The 17384-nt window shown below is 69.4% G+C and carries 16 protein-coding genes and 3 tRNA genes; 11 read left to right on the top strand and 8 right to left on the bottom strand.

The window, feature by feature from the left end; genetic code table 11:
- The first annotated feature begins 82 nt into the window (after positions 1-82).
- Positions 83-1726: a GMC oxidoreductase gene (locus ACFVT5_RS06275; RefSeq protein ID WP_389881933.1), complete on the top strand. Its 1644-nt coding sequence runs from the start codon at positions 83-85 to the stop codon at positions 1724-1726.
- Between the two features lie 79 nt (positions 1727-1805).
- On the opposite strand, the gene ACFVT5_RS06270 is transcribed toward ACFVT5_RS06275, so the two are convergent.
- Complete coding sequence (locus ACFVT5_RS06270; protein ID WP_389882122.1) at positions 1806-2231, bottom strand: carboxymuconolactone decarboxylase family protein; 426 nt, start codon at positions 2229-2231, stop codon at positions 1806-1808.
- A 50-nt stretch (positions 2232-2281) separates the two neighbouring features.
- The gene (locus ACFVT5_RS06265; protein WP_389881931.1) at positions 2282-3361 is read right to left on the bottom strand and encodes a dihydrodipicolinate reductase; all 1080 of its coding nucleotides are present in this window, start codon (positions 3359-3361) and stop codon (positions 2282-2284) included.
- 154 nt (positions 3362-3515) lie between these two features.
- On the opposite strand from ACFVT5_RS06265, the gene cutA (ACFVT5_RS06260) reads away from it, so the two are divergent.
- Both cutA (ACFVT5_RS06260) and cutA (ACFVT5_RS06255) read left to right on the top strand, forming a co-directional pair.
- Positions 3516-3827: a divalent-cation tolerance protein CutA gene (cutA, locus tag ACFVT5_RS06260; protein WP_389881929.1), complete on the top strand. Its 312-nt coding sequence runs from the start codon at positions 3516-3518 to the stop codon at positions 3825-3827.
- 140 nt (positions 3828-3967) lie between these two features.
- A complete protein-coding gene (cutA, locus tag ACFVT5_RS06255) occupies positions 3968-4294 on the top strand; it encodes a divalent-cation tolerance protein CutA (RefSeq protein ID WP_389881927.1) in 327 nt (108 codons plus the stop codon).
- A gap of 41 nt (positions 4295-4335) precedes the next feature.
- On the opposite strand, the gene ACFVT5_RS06250 is transcribed toward cutA (ACFVT5_RS06255), so the two are convergent.
- Positions 4336-5292 (bottom strand): transcriptional regulator, encoded by a 957-nt coding sequence (locus tag ACFVT5_RS06250; RefSeq protein WP_389881926.1) that lies wholly within the window; start codon positions 5290-5292, stop codon positions 4336-4338.
- A gap of 478 nt (positions 5293-5770) precedes the next feature.
- Here ACFVT5_RS06250 and ACFVT5_RS06245 point away from each other — a divergent pair, with 478 nt between their 5' ends.
- The 4 genes from ACFVT5_RS06245 to ACFVT5_RS06230 are packed head-to-tail and all read left to right on the top strand — an operon-like array spanning position 5771 to position 7290.
- On the top strand, positions 5771-6190 hold the full coding sequence (locus tag ACFVT5_RS06245) for a hypothetical protein (protein WP_389881924.1): 420 nt from the start codon (positions 5771-5773) through the stop codon (positions 6188-6190).
- Positions 6187-6369: a hypothetical protein gene (locus ACFVT5_RS06240; RefSeq protein ID WP_389881922.1), complete on the top strand. Its 183-nt coding sequence runs from the start codon at positions 6187-6189 to the stop codon at positions 6367-6369. The genes ACFVT5_RS06245 and ACFVT5_RS06240 overlap by 4 nt, the downstream gene beginning before the upstream one ends.
- Positions 6366-6860 carry a hypothetical protein gene (locus ACFVT5_RS06235; RefSeq protein ID WP_389881920.1) on the top strand — a complete coding sequence of 165 codons (495 nt, stop codon included), beginning with the start codon at positions 6366-6368 and terminating at the stop codon, positions 6858-6860. Before ACFVT5_RS06240 ends, ACFVT5_RS06235 begins: the two co-directional genes overlap by 4 nt.
- 28 nt (positions 6861-6888) lie before the next feature.
- On the top strand, positions 6889-7290 hold the full coding sequence (locus ACFVT5_RS06230; RefSeq protein WP_389881918.1) for a hypothetical protein: 402 nt from the start codon (positions 6889-6891) through the stop codon (positions 7288-7290).
- A 314-nt stretch (positions 7291-7604) separates the two neighbouring features.
- Here ACFVT5_RS06230 and ACFVT5_RS06225 read toward each other — a convergent pair.
- The 3 genes from ACFVT5_RS06225 to ACFVT5_RS06215 form a co-directional block, all read right to left on the bottom strand.
- Positions 7605-7678, bottom strand: a tRNA-Ile gene (locus tag ACFVT5_RS06225).
- 167 nt (positions 7679-7845) lie between these two features.
- A tRNA-Asn gene (locus ACFVT5_RS06220) sits at positions 7846-7918 on the bottom strand.
- A 5-nt stretch (positions 7919-7923) separates the two neighbouring features.
- Positions 7924-7996: transfer RNA gene (locus ACFVT5_RS06215), tRNA-Asn, on the bottom strand.
- Between the two features lie 159 nt (positions 7997-8155).
- Here ACFVT5_RS06215 and ACFVT5_RS06210 point away from each other — a divergent pair.
- From ACFVT5_RS06210 to ACFVT5_RS06195, 4 genes are all read left to right on the top strand, one after another.
- Entirely contained in the window at positions 8156-8455 is a 300-nt protein-coding gene (locus tag ACFVT5_RS06210) for a YtxH domain-containing protein (protein ID WP_389881916.1), read from the top strand.
- A 96-nt stretch (positions 8456-8551) separates the two neighbouring features.
- Positions 8552-10012 carry an FGGY-family carbohydrate kinase gene (locus tag ACFVT5_RS06205; RefSeq protein WP_389881914.1) on the top strand — a complete coding sequence of 487 codons (1461 nt, stop codon included), beginning with the start codon at positions 8552-8554 and terminating at the stop codon, positions 10010-10012.
- Positions 10013-10172: 160 nt separating this feature from the next.
- A complete protein-coding gene (locus ACFVT5_RS06200) occupies positions 10173-11909 on the top strand; it encodes an ABC transporter ATP-binding protein (RefSeq protein WP_389881912.1) in 1737 nt (578 codons plus the stop codon).
- Positions 11909-13837, top strand: a complete 1929-nt coding sequence (locus tag ACFVT5_RS06195; RefSeq protein WP_389881910.1) for an ABC transporter ATP-binding protein — start codon at positions 11909-11911, stop codon at positions 13835-13837. The genes ACFVT5_RS06200 and ACFVT5_RS06195 overlap by 1 nt, the downstream gene beginning before the upstream one ends.
- 35 nt (positions 13838-13872) lie before the next feature.
- Here the strand turns inward: ACFVT5_RS06195 and ACFVT5_RS06190 are convergent, their stop codons facing one another.
- Positions 13873-15018 (bottom strand): RNA polymerase sigma factor, encoded by a 1146-nt coding sequence (locus tag ACFVT5_RS06190; protein WP_389881908.1) that lies wholly within the window; start codon positions 15016-15018, stop codon positions 13873-13875.
- Between the two features lie 424 nt (positions 15019-15442).
- On the bottom strand, positions 15443-17362 hold the full coding sequence (gene dnaG, locus ACFVT5_RS06185; RefSeq protein ID WP_389881906.1) for a DNA primase: 1920 nt from the start codon (positions 17360-17362) through the stop codon (positions 15443-15445).
- Between the last annotated feature and the right edge of the window lie 22 nt (positions 17363-17384).

Below are 17384 nucleotides of genomic sequence, written 5' to 3'. Positions count from 1 at the left end.
AGTTACCTCCAGGTATGTAGTGACTTCACATGCGAGTAACAGTAGAACATGTTCCCATTCTGTCGAGAGTGAGGAACCTCGCATGAGTACGGATTCCGTGCACGGAAAGGGACATCAGGGAGTTTCACGCAGACGTTTCATCACAGGAACGGGTTCCATTCTGGGGGCCACCGCACTGGCCGGTTACGCGGGCGCGGGCCAGGCGGTGGCCGCTCCCGTACGGGCCGCGATCGGTGACGGGGCCCGGGTCGCGGCGCTGGTGATCGGCACCGGGTACGGCGGTTCCGTGGCCGCGCTGCGGCTCGCACAGGCCGGCGTCGACGTGCACATGGTCGAGATGGGCATGGCGTGGGACACACCGGGTTCGGACGGCAAGATCTTCGCCAACACGACGACGCCGGACTACCGGTCGTTCTGGCTGCGCACCCGGACCAAGCAGCCCCTCAGCAACTTCCTCGGCTTCCCCATCGACAAGGACGTCCCCCGGTACACCGGGATCCTGGACGCCGAGGAGTTCAGCGGCATCACCGTCTACCAGGGCCGGGGCGTCGGCGGCGGTTCCCTGGTCAACGGCGGCATGGCCGTCACCCCCAAGCGGGAGAACTTCGGCGCGATCCTCCCGTCGGTGAACGCCGACGAGATGTACGGCACCTACTACCCGCGCGCCAACTCCGGGCTCGGCGTCAACGTGATCGACCCGAACTGGTTCGAGACCGCCGAGTGCTACCAGTACGCGCGGGTCGGCCGTAAGCACGCGGGGCGCTCCAACTTCCCGTTCGTCTTCGTGCCCGATGTGTACGACTGGGAGTACATGAAGAAGGAGGCGGCCGGTACCGTCCCCAAGTCGGCGCTCGCGGGCGAGATCCTCTACGGCAACAACTACGGCAAGAAGTCGCTGCCCAAGACGTATCTCGCCCAGGCCGCGGCGACCGGGCGGGTCACCGTCTCGCCGCAGCACAAGGTCACCTCGGTCGCCCCCGCGTCCGGCGGCGGCTACACGGTCCTCATCGACCAGATCAACACCAACGGGGACACCACGGCGACCAAGTCCGTGACGGCGGACCGGGTGTTCTTCGCGGCCGGCAGCGTCGGCACCAGCAAGCTGCTGGTGAAGCTGAAGGCCGGTGGCGCGCTGCCGGGCCTGAACGGCGAGATCGGCAAGGGCTGGGGCGACAACGGCAACGTCATGTGCGGCCGGGCCAACCATCTGTGGGACCCGACCGGGCCGCTCCAGTCGTCCATCCCGACGGCCGGTATCGACAACTGGGCGGCGGGCGGCGCCTTCGCGGAGGTCGCACCGCTGCCCACCGGCATCGAGACGTTCGCGTCGTTCTATCTGTCGATCACCAAGAACCCGAACCGTGCCGAGTTCACCTGGAACCCGGCCACCGGCAAGGTCGATCTGAACTGGCAGACCGCCTGGAAGCAGCCGGGCATCGACGCGGCGAAGACGATCTTCGACAAGATCAACGCGAAGGAGGGCACGATCTACCGCACCGACCTCTTCGGTGTCTACAAGATCTGGGGCGACCACCTCACGTACCACCCGCTGGGCGGCGCGATCCTGAACAAGGCCACCGACAACTACGGCCGACTGCACGGCTATACGGGCCTCTACGTCATCGACGGCGCGCTGATCCCGGGCAACACCAGCGTCAATCCGTTCGTCACCATCACGGCGCTCGCGGAACGGAACATCGAGAAGATCATCGCCATCGACCTGTGACCTCGTACCGTCACCAGGGCTCGTGACGACGGCCTGGGGCCGACCGGACGCACCGACGACCGGCCCCGGACCACCTGGTTCAACCCGTGGGCAACACGCACTGCGCGTCGAGGCCCAGCACATGGTTGAGCCGTCCGAACGCCAGCCACGACCCGATGCTCATGCTCAGTTCCACGATCTCGGCCTGGCTGTACCGCGCGGACATCCGCGTCCAGAACTCCTCGTCAAGGCCGTGATGATCGAGGGCGTAACGCTCGGCGTACTCGGCGGCCAGCCGCGTCCGCTCGTCGAAGGCTTCCGTGGTGCGCCACTCGGTGACGGCGTCGGCGAACTCCTCCTCGACCTTCTCCCCGTCCCGGTCGGTACGCCAGTCGAGGCAGAACAGACACCCGTTGATCTGCGCGATCCGCAACCGCGCGGCCTCGAACTCCCTTAGCCCCAGCGTCGTATGGGCATAGACGGCGAGCGAGAACTCCGCGGCGGCCGTCCCGATACCCGGGACCATGTCGCCCCACACGTACTCGATCGGATGCTTGCCCTCGGGGATGTCGATGTTCACGGCTGTCTCCTTCCGAGCCGGCCCACTGCCGGGCGCAGCGGGATGTCGAGCGCGTCGTAGAGTCCGGGTGCCGCGTCCACCAGCCAGTCGACGGCGCCGACCAGGCGGCCCACGGCGGTCGCGTTGCCGCCCGCCGACCGGTTCTCGCCCTCGTCGGTCGCCTCGACGGTGACCTCGATCCGCGGCCGGCCCTCGATGATCACCCGGTGCGCCCCGGCACCGTCGGGCGGCGACGGCCAGTCCGGCGCGCACGAGGGATGGATACGGGTGATGTGCTCGATGATGATCCGGGGCTCGCCGCCGACGATGCCCTGCACCTCGAACCGGACGGCACCCTGGGTGCCCGCGTCGAAGTCGCCCATGGTCCGGGTGGACACGGTGGTCTCCAGGGGGCGCCGGGCGAGGGTCTCGCGGATCTCGTCGAGTTCCACGCCGAGCGCCCTCGCCATGAGCCGTATCTGCCCGCCCCACACCATGGTCGGCACGGTGGACATCAGCATCGGCGGCTCGTAGTCCATCGGCTGGCCCATGCCGACGAGATAGCGGACGGAGTCTGGCTGCTCATAGGTGGAGTAGTCGAAGATCTCCTGACAGCGAATGACTTCGACAGTGGTGCCGAGTCCGCTGATCAGCAGCGGCAGGACGTCGTTGCCCCAGCCCGGGTCGACACCGGAGACGAACAGCGAGCCACCACCGTCCGCGATGGCCGCCAGGACCGGGTCCCGCAGTTCGGGCGGTGCGCTGCGGTGGTCGTAGAGGGCGTAGAGCGCGGGGGTGACGACGACGGCTCCGGTACGGATCGCCCGGACGATGTCGGCGAGGGCGTCATCGGGACGGATGTCGCCGGACGCCGCGTAGACGACGGCGCGGGGGTTGGTGGCGAGCACAGCCTCGACGTCATCGGTGGCATCGACCCCCAGTAGGTGGTCGAGCCCGCCGAGTTGGCCGGCATCCCGCCCGACCTTCTCCGGATCATGCACAAGAACACCGGTGAGCTTCAGCCCCGGATGGGCGTCCACGGCACGGATGGCCGCACGCCCGACGTTCCCGGTACCCCAGACAACCGTGGAAATCATGCGCCGGAGCGTAACCTGACGCCCCATCAGTTCCTAGACCTAGGACGGGACGGAATCCCGTAGGGTCGGTGGAGGGGACGCTTCGATCGGGGTGCCGGTGGGTTCCTCGTGGTAGTACGCGCGGTCCCTTCGTCATGCCCGGGGATAGGGTCGCGTGTCGACAGCGACGGAGACCCGCGAGCAGGCGGTCGAGCTGGCCCGGTCCGTGGTGTCCGGGCGTCTCGCGACCGGAGCGCAGATCATCGGGCCGATGACCTCCGCCTTCTGGCACGAGGGGGAATTCGGCACCGGCGAGGAGTGGCAGCTCCTGATGAAGACCTCGGCAGCCGGGTACGCGGCGCTGGAGGCGCACCTCCTGGAACAACACCCGTGGACCAACCCGGAGGTCGTCGCGGTACCGATCGTGGCCGGTTCGGCAGCGTGCCTCCGGTGGGTGGAGGCGAGTGTGGCGACAGCGTCCGACTGATGGTCAGGAGGCCCGTGCCTTCTCCATCACGTCCGCGACAGCGGGCAACGCCTCGTGCGCACCGAGCCGCGAGGACGGGGGCTGCTAGTGGGGCACGTGGCGGTGGGTAGTGTCACGGGCATCCGAGCGAGGGAGCCGTCGTGCCCGACATTGTGATTGCACAGACCACGACCGACGACGAGGCCAAGGCGGGAGAACTGGCCCGGGGTGCCGTGGAGAAGCGGCTCGCGGCGTGCGCCCATATCGACGCGCCCATCACCGCTGTCTACCGGTGGAAGAACGACATCGTCCGGGACAAGGAGTGGCGGATCTCGTACAAGACCACCCGGGAGACTCTGCCGGCACTGGAGGAGTGGGTCAGGACGACGCACTCGTACGAGGTGCCGGAATGGATCGTCCTGACGGTGGACGGCGGCTCCGAGGCATACCTGTCCTGGGTGGTCGAGCAGAGTACGTCAGAGGTGTAGGCCGGAATCCGGCCGCGTGGCCCATGCGCGAACCTCCCGAACTACGCGGCGAGTTGGTGGAGATACTCGGCCAAGTCACGTTGAGTGTCCGGTAGTAGAGCTGCAATGGACTCCGCTCGATCCCGGCCCATCGTGTTGGGCCGGGCAGTCGCCGCGGCGGTGAATTCGCGGGCGACGTGCACGCCTTGGTCAGCGTCGCCTCCTCGCAGTAGAGCGGTGGCGATATCACCGAGGATGACCACTCCGACGTCGGACAGCTCACGGCCGAGACGACGGGTCGCGGCTTCGGCGGTGTCGGTCAGGTCCGGGTGAGCCAGATGCCCGTACACGGAAAGGATCAGCGAGTCGAGGCGGGCCGGGGTCATGAACCTCACCCACGCCTGTTCTGAGGTGTGCTCGGCGTAGTCGTACACCACCCGGGCGCGGTCGAGGGCCCTCAGCGCGCCGCTCTGGCCTGCCTGGGCGGATGCTTCCGCGTGGCGGGCGTGAATCCAGGCAGCTGCGGTGGCGTTGCCAGGTCCGCGCACGTCGCGGGCGGCCTGGGTGAGCATGTCGATGGCGCGGGTGGGGTCATTCGTGCCGTAGCTGGCGTAGGTCAGGGCGAGGCTACGGAGCGGGGGATGCCCGGCGGCCTCGGCGCAGTCGGCGGTGACGCGGTAGTAGGCGCCGGCGGCCTGGTGGTCGCCGAGGTCCCACGCCAGCCACCCGGCGAGAGCCGCGGTCTCCCCGGCCGTGATGGTGAGTGCGCGTTCGTGGTCGCCCGACTGGCCGAGGACTGCGGTGATCGCGTCCAAGTGGTTTTCGACCTGCCTGCGGAGTTGTTGAGCACTCAGGCTCAGTTCGCTGATGTGCAGCGCCTCGGTGCGCTGGGTAAGGGCGGTTGCGGTGTCGACGTCGATACGGCTGCCCCGGCGAAGGGCGTGGGCCAGGCGGCCCCACGGTTCCGCCGCTGTCGCGACGCCGATGACCGCCGCCCCCATCAGAGTTCGTCGTTTCACGTCGGAGTACCCCTCCTCGCGACAGCCCTCTCTCCGGTGCCGCCGGGCGGCGGCGGCCTCCGTCTGGAGCAGTTCCGGCGGAAGACCGCAGGCAACCGCGATGTGCGCGACGGTGTGAGGTGTCGGGATGTTCTGGTCGGTCTCGTAACGGCTGATCTCCCTACGAGTGACCGTGTCCCTGCCGGAGACCGCGTTGATTGCGTCGGCCTGCTACTCCTGCGTGCGCCCTGCCTCTTTCCGCAGTCGTAACAGCAGTTGGCCGAAGGTCTCCTCGGCTGCTGGCATGTGTGACCCCTCGTCCGTGGACGTGGCTCCATCATGGCCCTGGATTCCTCCCGTGTTTCCCCCTTGACACGTTTTCCCCCTCTCTCTTCCCCTGGCCACGGACTCCGAAGGTCGCTTCGCTGAGAACACGACAGACCCCGGCGATCGCGCGAACGGCCCCGGGGCGTGGCCGACGCCGCGAAGGAGCGCCGACATGGGGAACCGTACAGTCGAGGTCCCGCCCCCCGAAACCGCAACTCCCGCACCACTTCTCAGCGACCGGCTCACCGCGTGGGCCAGGGACCAACCTCCTTGCGAGCAGGTGGCCGTGGCCGCGCTCATCGAGGAGGACGAACTGCTGGCGCGGGAGTGGGTGCGCGGACTTCTGGTCGCCGAGCACGACGACGGCACGGTCTCGTGCGACTGGTTGGCGTTCGAGGCGCGGTACACCCGGGCCCCGGGACGGACTCCGGCGGACAAAGCGTTCCTCACCCTGATCGTCGCGGTCCGTTTCCCCCGTAACGTCTCGCTGGGAAACCTGGAACGGCTGGACACCCGGCGCCTGTGCATCGTGCTGCGTGCCCTGGCGAAACTTGCCGGGTCGGACACGGTCGCGGTCGGGACACGGGTATGACCGGGCCTCAGCTCATGTACGTCACCGAGGACGGCCGCATCGAGTTCCATCCGGAGGCCGCCGTCGCGTACGAAGCCCTGATCGAGCACACGATCACCTGCGCGCAGTGCAACGCCGACCAGAGGAAGTGCGTGCCCGGTACCGCTCTGCGCCACGCACTCAGGGAGACCCGCCGGTGAGCGCCCCCGAAGACCACGATCTCGCCGATGTCCAGTTCTTCGAGATCCCGCCCATGCACCAGCTCACCGCCGAACAGAACTCAGGCGCCGCCTGCGTCTGGTGCGCCGATCACCTCGCACCCGGTACGGGGGTCGACCTCCAGTCCAGTATCGGCTGGGCACCGTACTCCTGCCTCGCCTGCTACCCGATCCGCACCGCAGTGGTCAGCACGTACCGCGACCTCTACCGCCACTGGACCTCCTGCCCGCCCTGCGAAGACGCCGCCCTCATCGGGGAACCACTCTGCGCCGAAGCCCAAACACAACAGACCGCACTCCTGCGGGCCCGCACAGCCGCCCACAAGGGCCAGCCCATCTGCGTCTCCTGCCACGAACCCATCACCCAGCACGAGTTGGAGGCCGGAGCGTTCGCACCCCTCATCTGGATGGGCTACAGCTCACCCCACCGAGGCTTCCTCCACACCGGCGCCTGCATGTGGCACGGCTCATAACTGTCGGCGCCCCTACGAGAGGCCCCCCATGCGACCTGACGTCTTTCGGGACTACCTCATCGACGTGGCGAAGAACGCGCCCGGTGTGCAGCGCGTGCAGCCGCTCCAGGAGGTGGGCGAGGAGCGGTATCCCTACGGGGTGGCCGTCACGGCGGCCGGCCGCGAGACCAGGTGGCAGATCACCGGACAGCTCGCGGACGGCGAGAAGTCCGAGAACCCCGCAGCGGACATCGAAGGGCAGCCCGCCGCCTTCACGCCCGGCGACCCGGGCACGCCGGACGCCTGGCTGGCCGGAGTCATCGGGGCCGCCGAGTCCCCCCAGATCGCCAAGCTCGATGTCTGGTCGCAGCGCGAGGCGAACCGCGCCGACCACATCGGCTGCACCGTCTTCTTCCACAACACCGCGCGGGCCTTCGTACGGAAGATCTGAGACCTCCCCGCGGGCCCCCGGCCGCGCGATTCGTCCCAGGGGGTCTGCCGTGGCGCCTGCCCGGCCTCCCGAGCCGGGACCGGCGCCGATCCGGGCGAGCCGACCACCGCCCAACGGGACTACAGCCCCGACCGGTACGACCCGGCCGGTGTGGCGGCGAGTGCTCGACCAGGTGTTCCCCAAGGCGTGATCGTCAGCCTTCGGGCCGACAGGGGGCCCGCGAGTGATCTCCGGCGTGTCGTTACAGGTGCCCGGCTGCGGGGCATAGACACTGGCGTCCCAGGTCGAATCGTTCCTGCATGGGGAACGCGAGGTGGGGCGGGTGGGACTCGAACCCACGGCCGACGGATTATGAGTCCGCTGCTCTAACCGGCTGAGCTACCGCCCCTTTACGGCGCGTCGCGTACATATGTACGCGCCGTCTGCCGCAGCATAGCCGCTCATACGATCTCCTGCTTCGGATGGTCGACTTCACCTGACCATGAGGACTTCCGGCCTGTCCGCATGGTTCCCTCGGACATGAAAAAGGACCCCCAGGGGGGTCCCTCTCGGCTGCTCCCCCGACTGGACTCGAACCAGTAACCTGCCGGTTAACAGCCGGCTGCTCTGCCAATTGAGCTACGGAGGATCGAGCTCCCCCGACTGGACTCGAACCAGTAACCTGCCGGTTAACAGCCGGCTGCTCTGCCAATTGAGCTACGGAGGATTGCCTCGGTTGCATCGAACGCACCTACCTGGGTATTCGCCAGGGGGCGCGCGCTCGCTGCGACACATACATTAGCGCAAGCAGGGGGGTGCTCCGCCAATCGATACTCCGCTCGGCACTCCGCGCGATCCACGCCGACGCAAGGGAAGGGTGGCCGTCATGCGCTACCGGCTCACATTCGCCGCAGGACTGGTTCTGGGTTACGTCCTCGGGACCCGTGCCGGGCGGGAGCGGTACGAGCAGCTGAAGAAGTCCGCGCGGGAGTTCGCGCAGAACCCAGCGGTCCGCAACGCCGCCGAGACCGCCGCGCAGCAGGGCCGTGACGCGGCGGGCAAAGCCCTGCACACCGTGACGGACCGGGTCGGCGACCGCGTCCCGGACTCGGTGGCCGCCCGCGTCCGCTCCCTGCGCGAGCGCAGCAGGAACGGCGAGGACGACTGGGGCACCACCAATACCTAGCCGTCACCCACGCCCAGCCATCGATCACCAAGGTCTCCCGATCACCGAGGTCTCCCGATGCTCCCCTCACCTCCCGAGTACGGCAATATTCGGGGTATGGGGATAGTCGCCGGGTTGGACAGTTCGCCCGATTTCACTCGTATCGTCGTCTGCGACGCGGACTCGGGTGCCGTACTCCGGCAGGGGTACGCACCGCATCCGGTCGAGGCCGGGGACGGGTCGCGGCCGTCGGACGTCGATCCGCAGGCGTGGCTGCTGAGCCTCGGGGAGGCCGCCGGGGGCGGGCTGCTCGAAGGAGTGCGGGCCATCGGCGTGTCCGCGCAGCAGAACGCGCTGGTCCCGCTCGACTCCCAGGGCAACACCGTGCGCCCGGCGCTCGTCGGCAACGACCGGCGCGCCCAGGTCGCCGCCGCCGATCTGATCGACGCGCTCGGCGGCCGGGAGGCATGGGCACAGGCCGTGGGCTGTGTGCCGACGGCCGCGCAGCCCGTCACCAAGCTGCGGTGGCTCGCGAAGAGCGAGCCCGAGTCGGCCCAGCGCATCGGCGTCGCCCTCCAGGCCCACGACTGGCTGGTGTGGCAGCTCCTCGGCAGGCCCCTGCGGCGGACCACCGACCGGGGCGGCGCGTCCGGCACCGGGTACTGGTCGGCGGCGACCGGCACGTACCGGCCCGACCTGGTGGAGCTGGCGCTCGGCCGGCAGGCCGCGCTGCCCGAGGTGCTCGGCCCGGCGGAGCCCGCGGGGACCACACCAGAGGGGCTGCTGATCTCGGCCGGCACCGGCGAGACGATGGCCGCCGCGCTCGGCCTCGGCATCGGGCAGGGCGACGCGGTGGTGTCACTCGGCGCATCCGGTTCCGTGATGGCCGTGCACCACGAGGCGCTGGCCGACCCGAGCGGCATGATCACCTCGCTGGCCGACGCGACCGGGCTGCATCTGCCGGTCGTGCACACGCTCAACGCGGTCCGTACCCTGCGCGGCGCCGCCGAACTGCTCGGGGCCCCGGATCTCGATGCCCTGTCCGACCTCGCGATGAAGTCGACGCCCGGCGCGCACGGCCTGGTCCTGCTCCCCTATCTGGAGGGCGAGCGGACCCCGAACCTGCCGCACACCGCGGGCACCCTCGCGGGGCTGCGGCGCGAGGCGATGCGGCCGGAGCATCTGGCGCGGGCCGCGTTCGAGGGCATGCTGTGCGGGCTCGCCGACGCACTCGACGTGCTGCGCGGGCGCGGTGTCGAGGTACGGCGCGTGTTCCTGCTCGGCGCCGCCGCCGAGCTGCCCGCCGTACAGACCACGGCCCCGGCGCTGCTCGGCGCGCAGATCGTCGTACCGCAGCCCGCGGACTACGCGGCGCTCGGCGCGGCCCGGCAGGCGGCGTGGGCGCTCGGCGCGTCGCAGGGCACCCTCGACCCGCGGACCCCGCCGCAGTGGCAGGGCGCGGCCGTGCAGGTCTTCGAGCCCGGTGAGGAACTCGCCGTGGGCAAGGCGGTGCGGCAGCAGTTCACCGCCGTACGGGAGCAGACCCATCCGGGTGCCTTCGGCGCCGCGGCTTCGTGAGCGCGGGCGGGGCACAGGAGCCGTACGGGACGGGGCCGACCGCACGGTACGGGTGGGTTCTTGGCACGCTCTTGGATTAATCGGTTGAGGTAACGCGGGTGGGGTGTCGGACGATAGGGGGTGTTGCACAGATCGCCTTCATCGACGCGAGAGACCCAGCGTGCTCATACGACTGCTTCGGACCTACCTGGATCCGTACAAGAAACCCATCGGCCTGCTGGTGCTCCTCCAGCTTCTCCAGACCAGTGCCACGCTCTATCTGCCCACCCTGAACGCCGGCATCATCGACGAGGGTGTGGTCAAGGGGGACTCGGGCTACATCCTGACCTTCGGCGCCGTGATGATCGGCATCACCGTCGTCCAGGTGATCTGCAACATCGGCGCCGTGTACTACGGTGCCCGGACCTCGTCCGCCCTGGGGCGCGATGTGCGGGCGGCCGTCTTCGACCGTGTGCAGTCGTTCTCCGCGCGCGAGGTCGGGCACTTCGGCGCGCCCTCGCTGATCACCCGGACCACGAACGACGTACAGCAGGTGCAGATGCTGACGCTGATGTCGTTCACTCTCCTGGTGTCGGCGCCCATCATGTGCGTCGGCGGCATCGTCCTGGCGCTCGGTCAGGATGTGCAACTGTCCGCCGTGCTGCTCGCCGTGGTGCCCGTGCTCGGGGTCAGCGTGGCGCTGATCGTGCGCCGGCTGAGGCCGCTGTTCCGCTCGATGCAGGTCCGCCTGGACACGGTGAACCGGGTGCTGCGGGAGCAGATCACCGGCAACCGCGTGATCCGCGCCTTTGTCCGCGACGGGTACGAGAAGGAGCGCTTCCGGGGCGCCAACGAACAGCTGACCGATGTGTCGCTCGGCACCGGGCGGCTGCTCGCGCTGATGTTCCCCATCGTGATGACCGTCGTGAACGTCTCGTCGGTCGCGGTCGTGTGGTTCGGCGCCCACCGCATCGACAGCGGCGGCATGGAGATCGGCGCGCTGACCGCGTTCCTGGCCTATCTGATGCAGATCGTGATGTCCGTGATGATGGCCACCTTCATGTTCATGATGGTCCCGCGCGCGGAGGTCTGCGCCGAGCGCATCCAGGAGGTGCTGGACACCGACAGCAGCGTCGTACCGCCCACCGCACCGGTGCGGCAACTGCGCGGGCACGGTCATCTGGAGCTGCGCGAGGCCGGCTTCCGCTATCCGGGCGCCGAGGAACCCGTGCTGCGCGGTATCGATCTGGTGGCCAGGCCCGGCGAGACGACCGCCGTCATCGGCTCGACGGGCAGCGGCAAGTCGACCCTGCTCGGTCTCGTACCGCGGCTGTTCGACGCCACGGACGGGGCCGTCCTGGTGAACGGTGTCGATGTCCGCACGATCGACCCGAAGGTGCTCGCGAAGACAGTCGGCCTGGTCCCGCAGAAGCCGTATCTGTTCGCGGGGACCGTCGCGACGAATCTGCGGTACGGCAATCCGGACGCCACCGACGAGGAGCTGTGGCAGGCGCTGGAGGTGGCGCAGGCCCGGGACTTCGTGGAGACCACTCTGGAGGGCGGTCTGCACGCGCCGATCGCGCAGGGCGGCACCAATGTGTCGGGCGGTCAGCGCCAGCGGCTCGCCATCGCGCGGACCCTGGTGCAGCGGCCGGAGATCTATCTCTTCGACGACTCCTTCTCGGCCCTCGACTACGCCACGGACGCGGCGCTGCGGGCCGCGCTTCTCGACGAGACGGCCGAGGCGACCGTCGTGATCGTCGCCCAGCGGGTCTCCACGATCCGCGAGGCCGACCGGATCGTGGTCCTCGACGAGGGCCGCGTCGTCGGAGCGGGACGCCATCACGAGCTGATGGAGACCAATGAGACCTACCGGGAGATCGTGCTCTCCCAGCTCACGGAAGCGGAGGCCGCCTGATGGCGGGGCCGGCGGGACGCATGATGGCCGGGGGCGGCCCGGACCAGCGCTCGATGGACTTCAAGGGATCGGGCAAGCGCCTGATCTCCCAGTTCAGACCGGAGCGCTCGACGATGTACGGCATGCTCGCGTGCGGGGTGCTGAGCGTGGCGCTGTCCGTGGTGGGCCCGAAGATCCTGGGCCGGGCGACCGACCTGGTCTTCGCGGGCATCGTGGGCCGGCAGCTACCGGCCGGGGAGAGCAGGGCGGAGGCGATCCGGCGGCTGCGGGACAGCGGCCAGGGCGGTATGGCGGACCTGCTGTCCGGGATGGACTTCACGCCCGGTCAGGGCATCGACTTCGACGCGGTCGGCTCGGTCCTGGGGATCGCGCTGATCGCGTTCCTGGGCGCCGGTCTGCTGATGACGGTCGCGACCCGGCTGTCGAACCGGGCGATCAACAAGACCGTGTACCGGATGCGTGGCGACGTCCAGGCGAAGCTGTCACGGCTCCCGCTGTCGTACTTCGACAAGCGGCAGCGCGGTGAGGTCCTCAGCCGCGCCACGAACGACCTGGACAACCTCGGCCAGACGCTCCAGCAGACGATGGGCCAGCTCGTCAACTCGCTGCTGACGATCGTCGGCGTGCTGGCGATGATGTTCTGGATCTCGCCGCTGCTCGCGCTGGTCGCGCTGGTGACGGTGCCGCTGTCGTTCCTGATCGCGACCCGCGTCGGCAAGCGGTCGCAGCCGCAGTTCGTCCAGCAGTGGCGGATGACCGGCAAGCTCAACGCGCACGTCGAGGAGATGTACACAGGCCACACCCTGGTGAAGGTGTTCGGCCGGCAGGACGAGTCCGCGCGGGCGTTCGCCGAGCAGAACGACGCGCTGTACGAGGCCGGGTTCAAGGCGCAGTTCAACAGCGGGATCATGCAGCCGCTGATGTTCTTCGTGTCCAACCTGAACTATGTCCTGGTGGCCGTCGTCGGCGGTCTGCGGGTGGCGTCGGGCACGCTGTCGATCGGTGACGTGCAGGCGTTCATCCAGTACTCGCGCCAGTTCTCGATGCCGCTCACGCAGGTCGCGTCGATGGCGAACCTCGTCCAGTCCGGTGTCGCGTCCGCCGAACGGATCTTCGAACTCCTCGACGCGCCCGAGCAGGAGGCGGACCCGGTCCCCGGCGCGCGTCCGGCCGAGCTGACCGGCAAGGTCGCCCTGGAGAGCGTGTCGTTCCGCTACGAGGAGGACAAGCCGCTGATCGAGGATCTGTCGCTGGCCGTCGAGCCGGGCCAGACCGTCGCGATCGTCGGCCCGACCGGCGCCGGCAAGACGACCCTGGTCAACCTGCTGATGCGGTTCTACGAGGTGACCGGTGGCCGGATCACCCTGGACGGCGTCGATGTGGCCACCATGTCGCGGGACGAACTGCGGTCCGGGATCGGCATGGTGCTCCAGGACACCTGGCTGTTCGGCGGCACGATCGCGGAGAACATCGCGTACGGCGCGTCGAAGGACGTCACCCGGGAGCAGATCGAGGAGGCCGCACGCGCCGCCCACGCGGACCGCTTCGTCCGGACGCTGCCCGACGGCTACGACACCGTGATCGACGACGAGGGCGGCGGTGTCAGCGCGGGTGAGAAGCAGCTCATCACCATCGCGCGGGCGTTCCTGTCCGACCCGGTGATCCTGGTGCTCGACGAGGCGACCAGTTCGGTGGACACCCGTACCGAGGTGCTCATCCAGAAGGCGATGGCGCGGCTCGCGCACGGGCGTACGTCGTTCGTGATCGCGCACCGGCTCTCCACGATTCGGGATGCCGACACGATTCTGGTCATGGAGAACGGGTCGATCGTGGAACAGGGCACGCACGAGGAGCTGTTGCTCGCCGAGGGCGCCTACGCGCGCCTGTACTCGGCGCAGTTCGCGCAGGCCGTGGCCGAGGTGGACTGAGGCGGCGCGGTCGGCGGCGGGGTCGGTTACGGGGGTCAGTCCAGGTAGCCCCTGAGCTGGTCGGCGAAGGCGTGGTCCCGGAGTTTGTTGAGGGTTTTGGATTCGATCTGGCGGATGCGTTCGCGTGTCACGCCGAAGATGCGGCCGATCTCTTCGAGCGTCCGGGGCCTGCCGTCGGCCAGCCCGTACCGGAGTTGGACGACCTTGCGTTCGCGTTCGCCGAGCGTGGACAGGACGACTTCCAGGTGTTCGCGCAGCAGCAGGAACGCGGCCGACTCGACGGGTGAGGCGGCGTCGCCGTCCTCGATGAGGTCGCCGAGCGCGACATCGTCCTCCTCGCCGACCGGCGCGTGCAGGGACACCGGTTCCTGGGCGAGGCGCAGGACTTCGCCGACCCGTTCGGGCGTCAGGTCGAGATGCTCGGCGACCTCTTCGTGAGTGGGTTCGTATCCGCGTTCCTGGAGCATGCGGCGCTGGACGCGGACGACCCGGTTGATGAGTTCGACCACATGGACCGGGACGCGGATGGTGCGGGCCTGGTCGGCGAGGGCGCGGGACATGGCCTGCCGTATCCACCAGGTCGCGTACGTCGAGAACTTGTAGCCGCGCGCGTAGTCGAACTTCTCGACGGCCCTGATCAGGCCGAGGTTGCCCTCCTGGACGAGGTCGAGCATGGTCAGTCCGCGGCCGACGTACCGTTTCGCGACGGAGACGACCAGGCGCAGATTCGCCTCGATCAGGCGGCGCTTGGCCATCCGGCCCATGACGACGAGCCGGTCGAGATCGACGGCGAGCCGGGAGTCCGGGTCGGGGGTGCCGCGCAGCTTCTCCTCGGCGAAGAGTCCGGCCTCGACCCGGCGGGCGAGTTCGACCTCTTCGGCGGCGGTGAGCAGGGCTATCCGCCCGATCTCGCGCAGGTACTGGCGGAACAGGTCGGACGAGGGGCCGCCGGCCTCGGCGCGGGAGCGGGCCCTGCGCAGGGCGAGGGACTCGGCTTCGATGTCGGCCTCGGACTCGACCTCGGACGGATCGTCGGGCACCAGGGGATCCGCCTCCGGGTGGAGGGGGGCGCGGCCCTGCGCGGGGACCGCCGCGAGGGCATCGGCATCCGTCCCGAGGGCATCGGCCTCGTTCGCGGTGGCCGGGTCGGTGAGGGTCTGGGCGAGGGTCTGGGTCTGCACGGGGGCGACCTCCAGGGTGATCGCTGCTGAGGCGTGCGACAGCGTGACGACGGGACCGGCGGCAGCGGCCTCGCCGCTGTCCGTCCCGTACGCGATGAGCGGAACCGCGGGATCTCGGACCCGTCATGGACAGGCCGGCCGCGCTCCGAGGACTCAGGCACCGCACCCAGTGTGGGGTACGACACATCCCCGCCACGAGGGGCGTGCGGCGACTTTCTGAGTCCGGTCCGTGACCGGACGATTACCCTCACGCGAAACTCGCCTGCCCCGGCGACGGGGCCTCTGCGACGATCGTCGGGTGTCCAGCGCCCAGACCTCCGCGTACGGGATCCCTGTGTACGAGACCCCTGCGACGTTCGAGGGCGCCGCGTAAGCCAAGGGTGGGACAGGGGGTACGGCAGCGGTACAGCAGGCGGTCGCTTCGTCAGAGGGCGTCGGCGCCGCGTTCGCGGAGGGCGCGGCCGTACTGCTGGAGGACCCACAACTCGTTCTGCACGGCGGCCAGATGGGCCGGGTCGCCGTGCGTCGCGAGACGGGTCATGGTGCCCTGGACATCGCGGATACGACGGTCGACGGCGCGCAGCCGGACCTGGACGAGCTGCATGCCCGCGTAGATCTCGTCGACCGTCCTGCGCAGGATGGCCTCGACGGCCAGTTCGGTGACCATGGCGCGGACGGTGTCGTCGGGCGCCACGTCCCGGACGACGGCGAGATAGCCCTGCGCGTCGGCGATGCCCGACTCGGCGCCGCCCGCCTCCTCGATGCACTGGCGCACGGCGGCGTACGGCGGTGCGGTGAACTCGTCCGCCCCGTACGCGTCGAAGGCCGGGGAGACCAACTCGGGGCGTTGCAGGGCCAGTTTGAGCAGTTCGCGCTCGGTGCGGTGGGCCGGGCTGCGGAGGTTGAGCGCGGGTCCCGAGGGGCCGCCGGGGGCGGTGGCCTGCGCGGGCCCGGGGGCGTGTCCGGCGCGGGAGCGCTGCGGGGCGGGGGCGGGGCCCCGGCCGCCACGGTCGCGGGCCCAGCGCGCGTGCTGCGCGACCCGCTTGACCACGAACTGGGTGTCGAGGATGCCGAGCATCCCGGCGAGCTGCACGGCGACCTCGTGCTGCGAGGCGCTGTTCTTGATCCGGGCCACGACCGGCGCGGCCTCGTCCAGGGCGGCGGCACGGCCCGCCGGGGTCTCCAGGTCGTAGCGGTTCACGATCTGGCGGAGCGCGAACTCGAAGAGCGGGGTGCGGGGTTCGGCCAGGTCGGCGACCGCGTCGTCGCCCTTGGCGAGCCGCAGTTCGCACGGGTCCATACCGTCGGGCGCGATGGCGATGTACGTCTCGGCGGCGAACTTCTGGTCGTCCTCGAAGGCGCGCAGGGCCGCCTTCTGGCCCGCCGCGTCACCGTCGAAGGTGAAGATCACGCGCGCGGAGCCGTTGTCCATGAGGAGTCGGCGGAGGATCTTGATGTGGTCGCCGCCGAACGCGGTGCCACAGGTCGCGATGGCGGTGGTGACCCCGGCGAGATGGCAGGCCATCACATCGGTGTAGCCCTCCACGACGACCGCGCGGCTGGTCTTCGCGATCTCCTTCTTGGCGAGGTCCACGCCGTACAGCACCTGGGACTTCTTGTAGATCGCCGTCTCGGGGGTGTTGAGGTACTTGGGGCCGTTGTCGTCGTCGCGCAGCTTGCGTGCACCGAAACCGACCACTTCGCCCGAGATGTCACGGATCGGCCACATGAGCCGGCCACGGAAGCGGTCGATGGGACCTCGGCGGCCTTCCTGGGCGATCCCGGACAGCAGCAGTTCCTTGTCGCTGAAGCCCTTGCCGCGCAGATAGCGGGTGAGGTGGTCCCAGCCCGCCGGGCTGTAGCCGACCCCGAAGTGCGCGGCGGCGGCCTGGTCGAAGCCGCGCTCCGCGAGGAACGTCCGGCCGATCTCGGCCTCGGGGCTGCCGTCGAGCTGCTCCACGTAGAACTGCGCGGCGATCTTGTGGGCCTCGACCAGGCGGATCCGCTCGCCCCGCTGGTGGCTCGGGTTGTACCCGCCCTCCTCGTACCGCAGCGTGATGCCCGCCGTGGCCGCCAGGCGCTCGACCGCCTCCGAGAAGGTGAGGTGGTCGATCTTCATCACGAAGGTGAGGGTGTCGCCGCCCTCCTGGCAGCCGAAGCAGTGGAAGAGACCCTTGCTCGGGCTGACCTGGAAGGACGGCGACTTCTCGTCGTGGAAGGGGCACAGGCCCTTGAGGTTGCCGCCGCCGGCGTTGCGCAGCTGGAGGTACTCGGAGACGACGGCGTCGATCGGGACCGCGTCCCGTACCGCCTTCACGTCCTCGTCATTGATCCTGCCTGCCACGCGGAGAGTCTACGGCGACGCA

This window comes from Streptomyces sp. NPDC058001, assembly GCF_042886315.1.
GTDB lineage: Bacteria > Actinomycetota > Actinomycetes > Streptomycetales > Streptomycetaceae > Streptomyces.
The sequence above is the reverse complement of the archived record's forward strand: the minus strand, read 5'-3'. Positions and strand labels throughout refer to the sequence as shown.

Excerpts from the sequence above, each read along its gene's own strand:
- ACFVT5_RS06275 (WP_389881933.1), top strand. The coding sequence starts at position 83 with ATGAGTACGGATTCCGTGCACGGAAAGGGACATCAGGGAGTTTCACGC.
- ACFVT5_RS06270 (WP_389882122.1), bottom strand. The coding sequence starts at position 2,231 with ATGGTCCCGGGTATCGGGACGGCCGCCGCGGAGTTCTCGCTCGCCGTC.
- ACFVT5_RS06265 (WP_389881931.1), bottom strand. The coding sequence starts at position 3,361 with ATGATTTCCACGGTTGTCTGGGGTACCGGGAACGTCGGGCGTGCGGCC.
- ACFVT5_RS06245 (WP_389881924.1), top strand. The coding sequence starts at position 5,771 with ATGGGGAACCGTACAGTCGAGGTCCCGCCCCCCGAAACCGCAACTCCC.
- ACFVT5_RS06240 (WP_389881922.1), top strand. The coding sequence starts at position 6,187 with ATGACCGGGCCTCAGCTCATGTACGTCACCGAGGACGGCCGCATCGAG.
- ACFVT5_RS06230 (WP_389881918.1), top strand. The coding sequence starts at position 6,889 with ATGCGACCTGACGTCTTTCGGGACTACCTCATCGACGTGGCGAAGAAC.
- ACFVT5_RS06210 (WP_389881916.1), top strand. The coding sequence starts at position 8,156 with ATGCGCTACCGGCTCACATTCGCCGCAGGACTGGTTCTGGGTTACGTC.
- ACFVT5_RS06205 (WP_389881914.1), top strand. The coding sequence starts at position 8,552 with ATGGGGATAGTCGCCGGGTTGGACAGTTCGCCCGATTTCACTCGTATC.
- ACFVT5_RS06195 (WP_389881910.1), top strand. The coding sequence starts at position 11,909 with ATGGCGGGGCCGGCGGGACGCATGATGGCCGGGGGCGGCCCGGACCAG.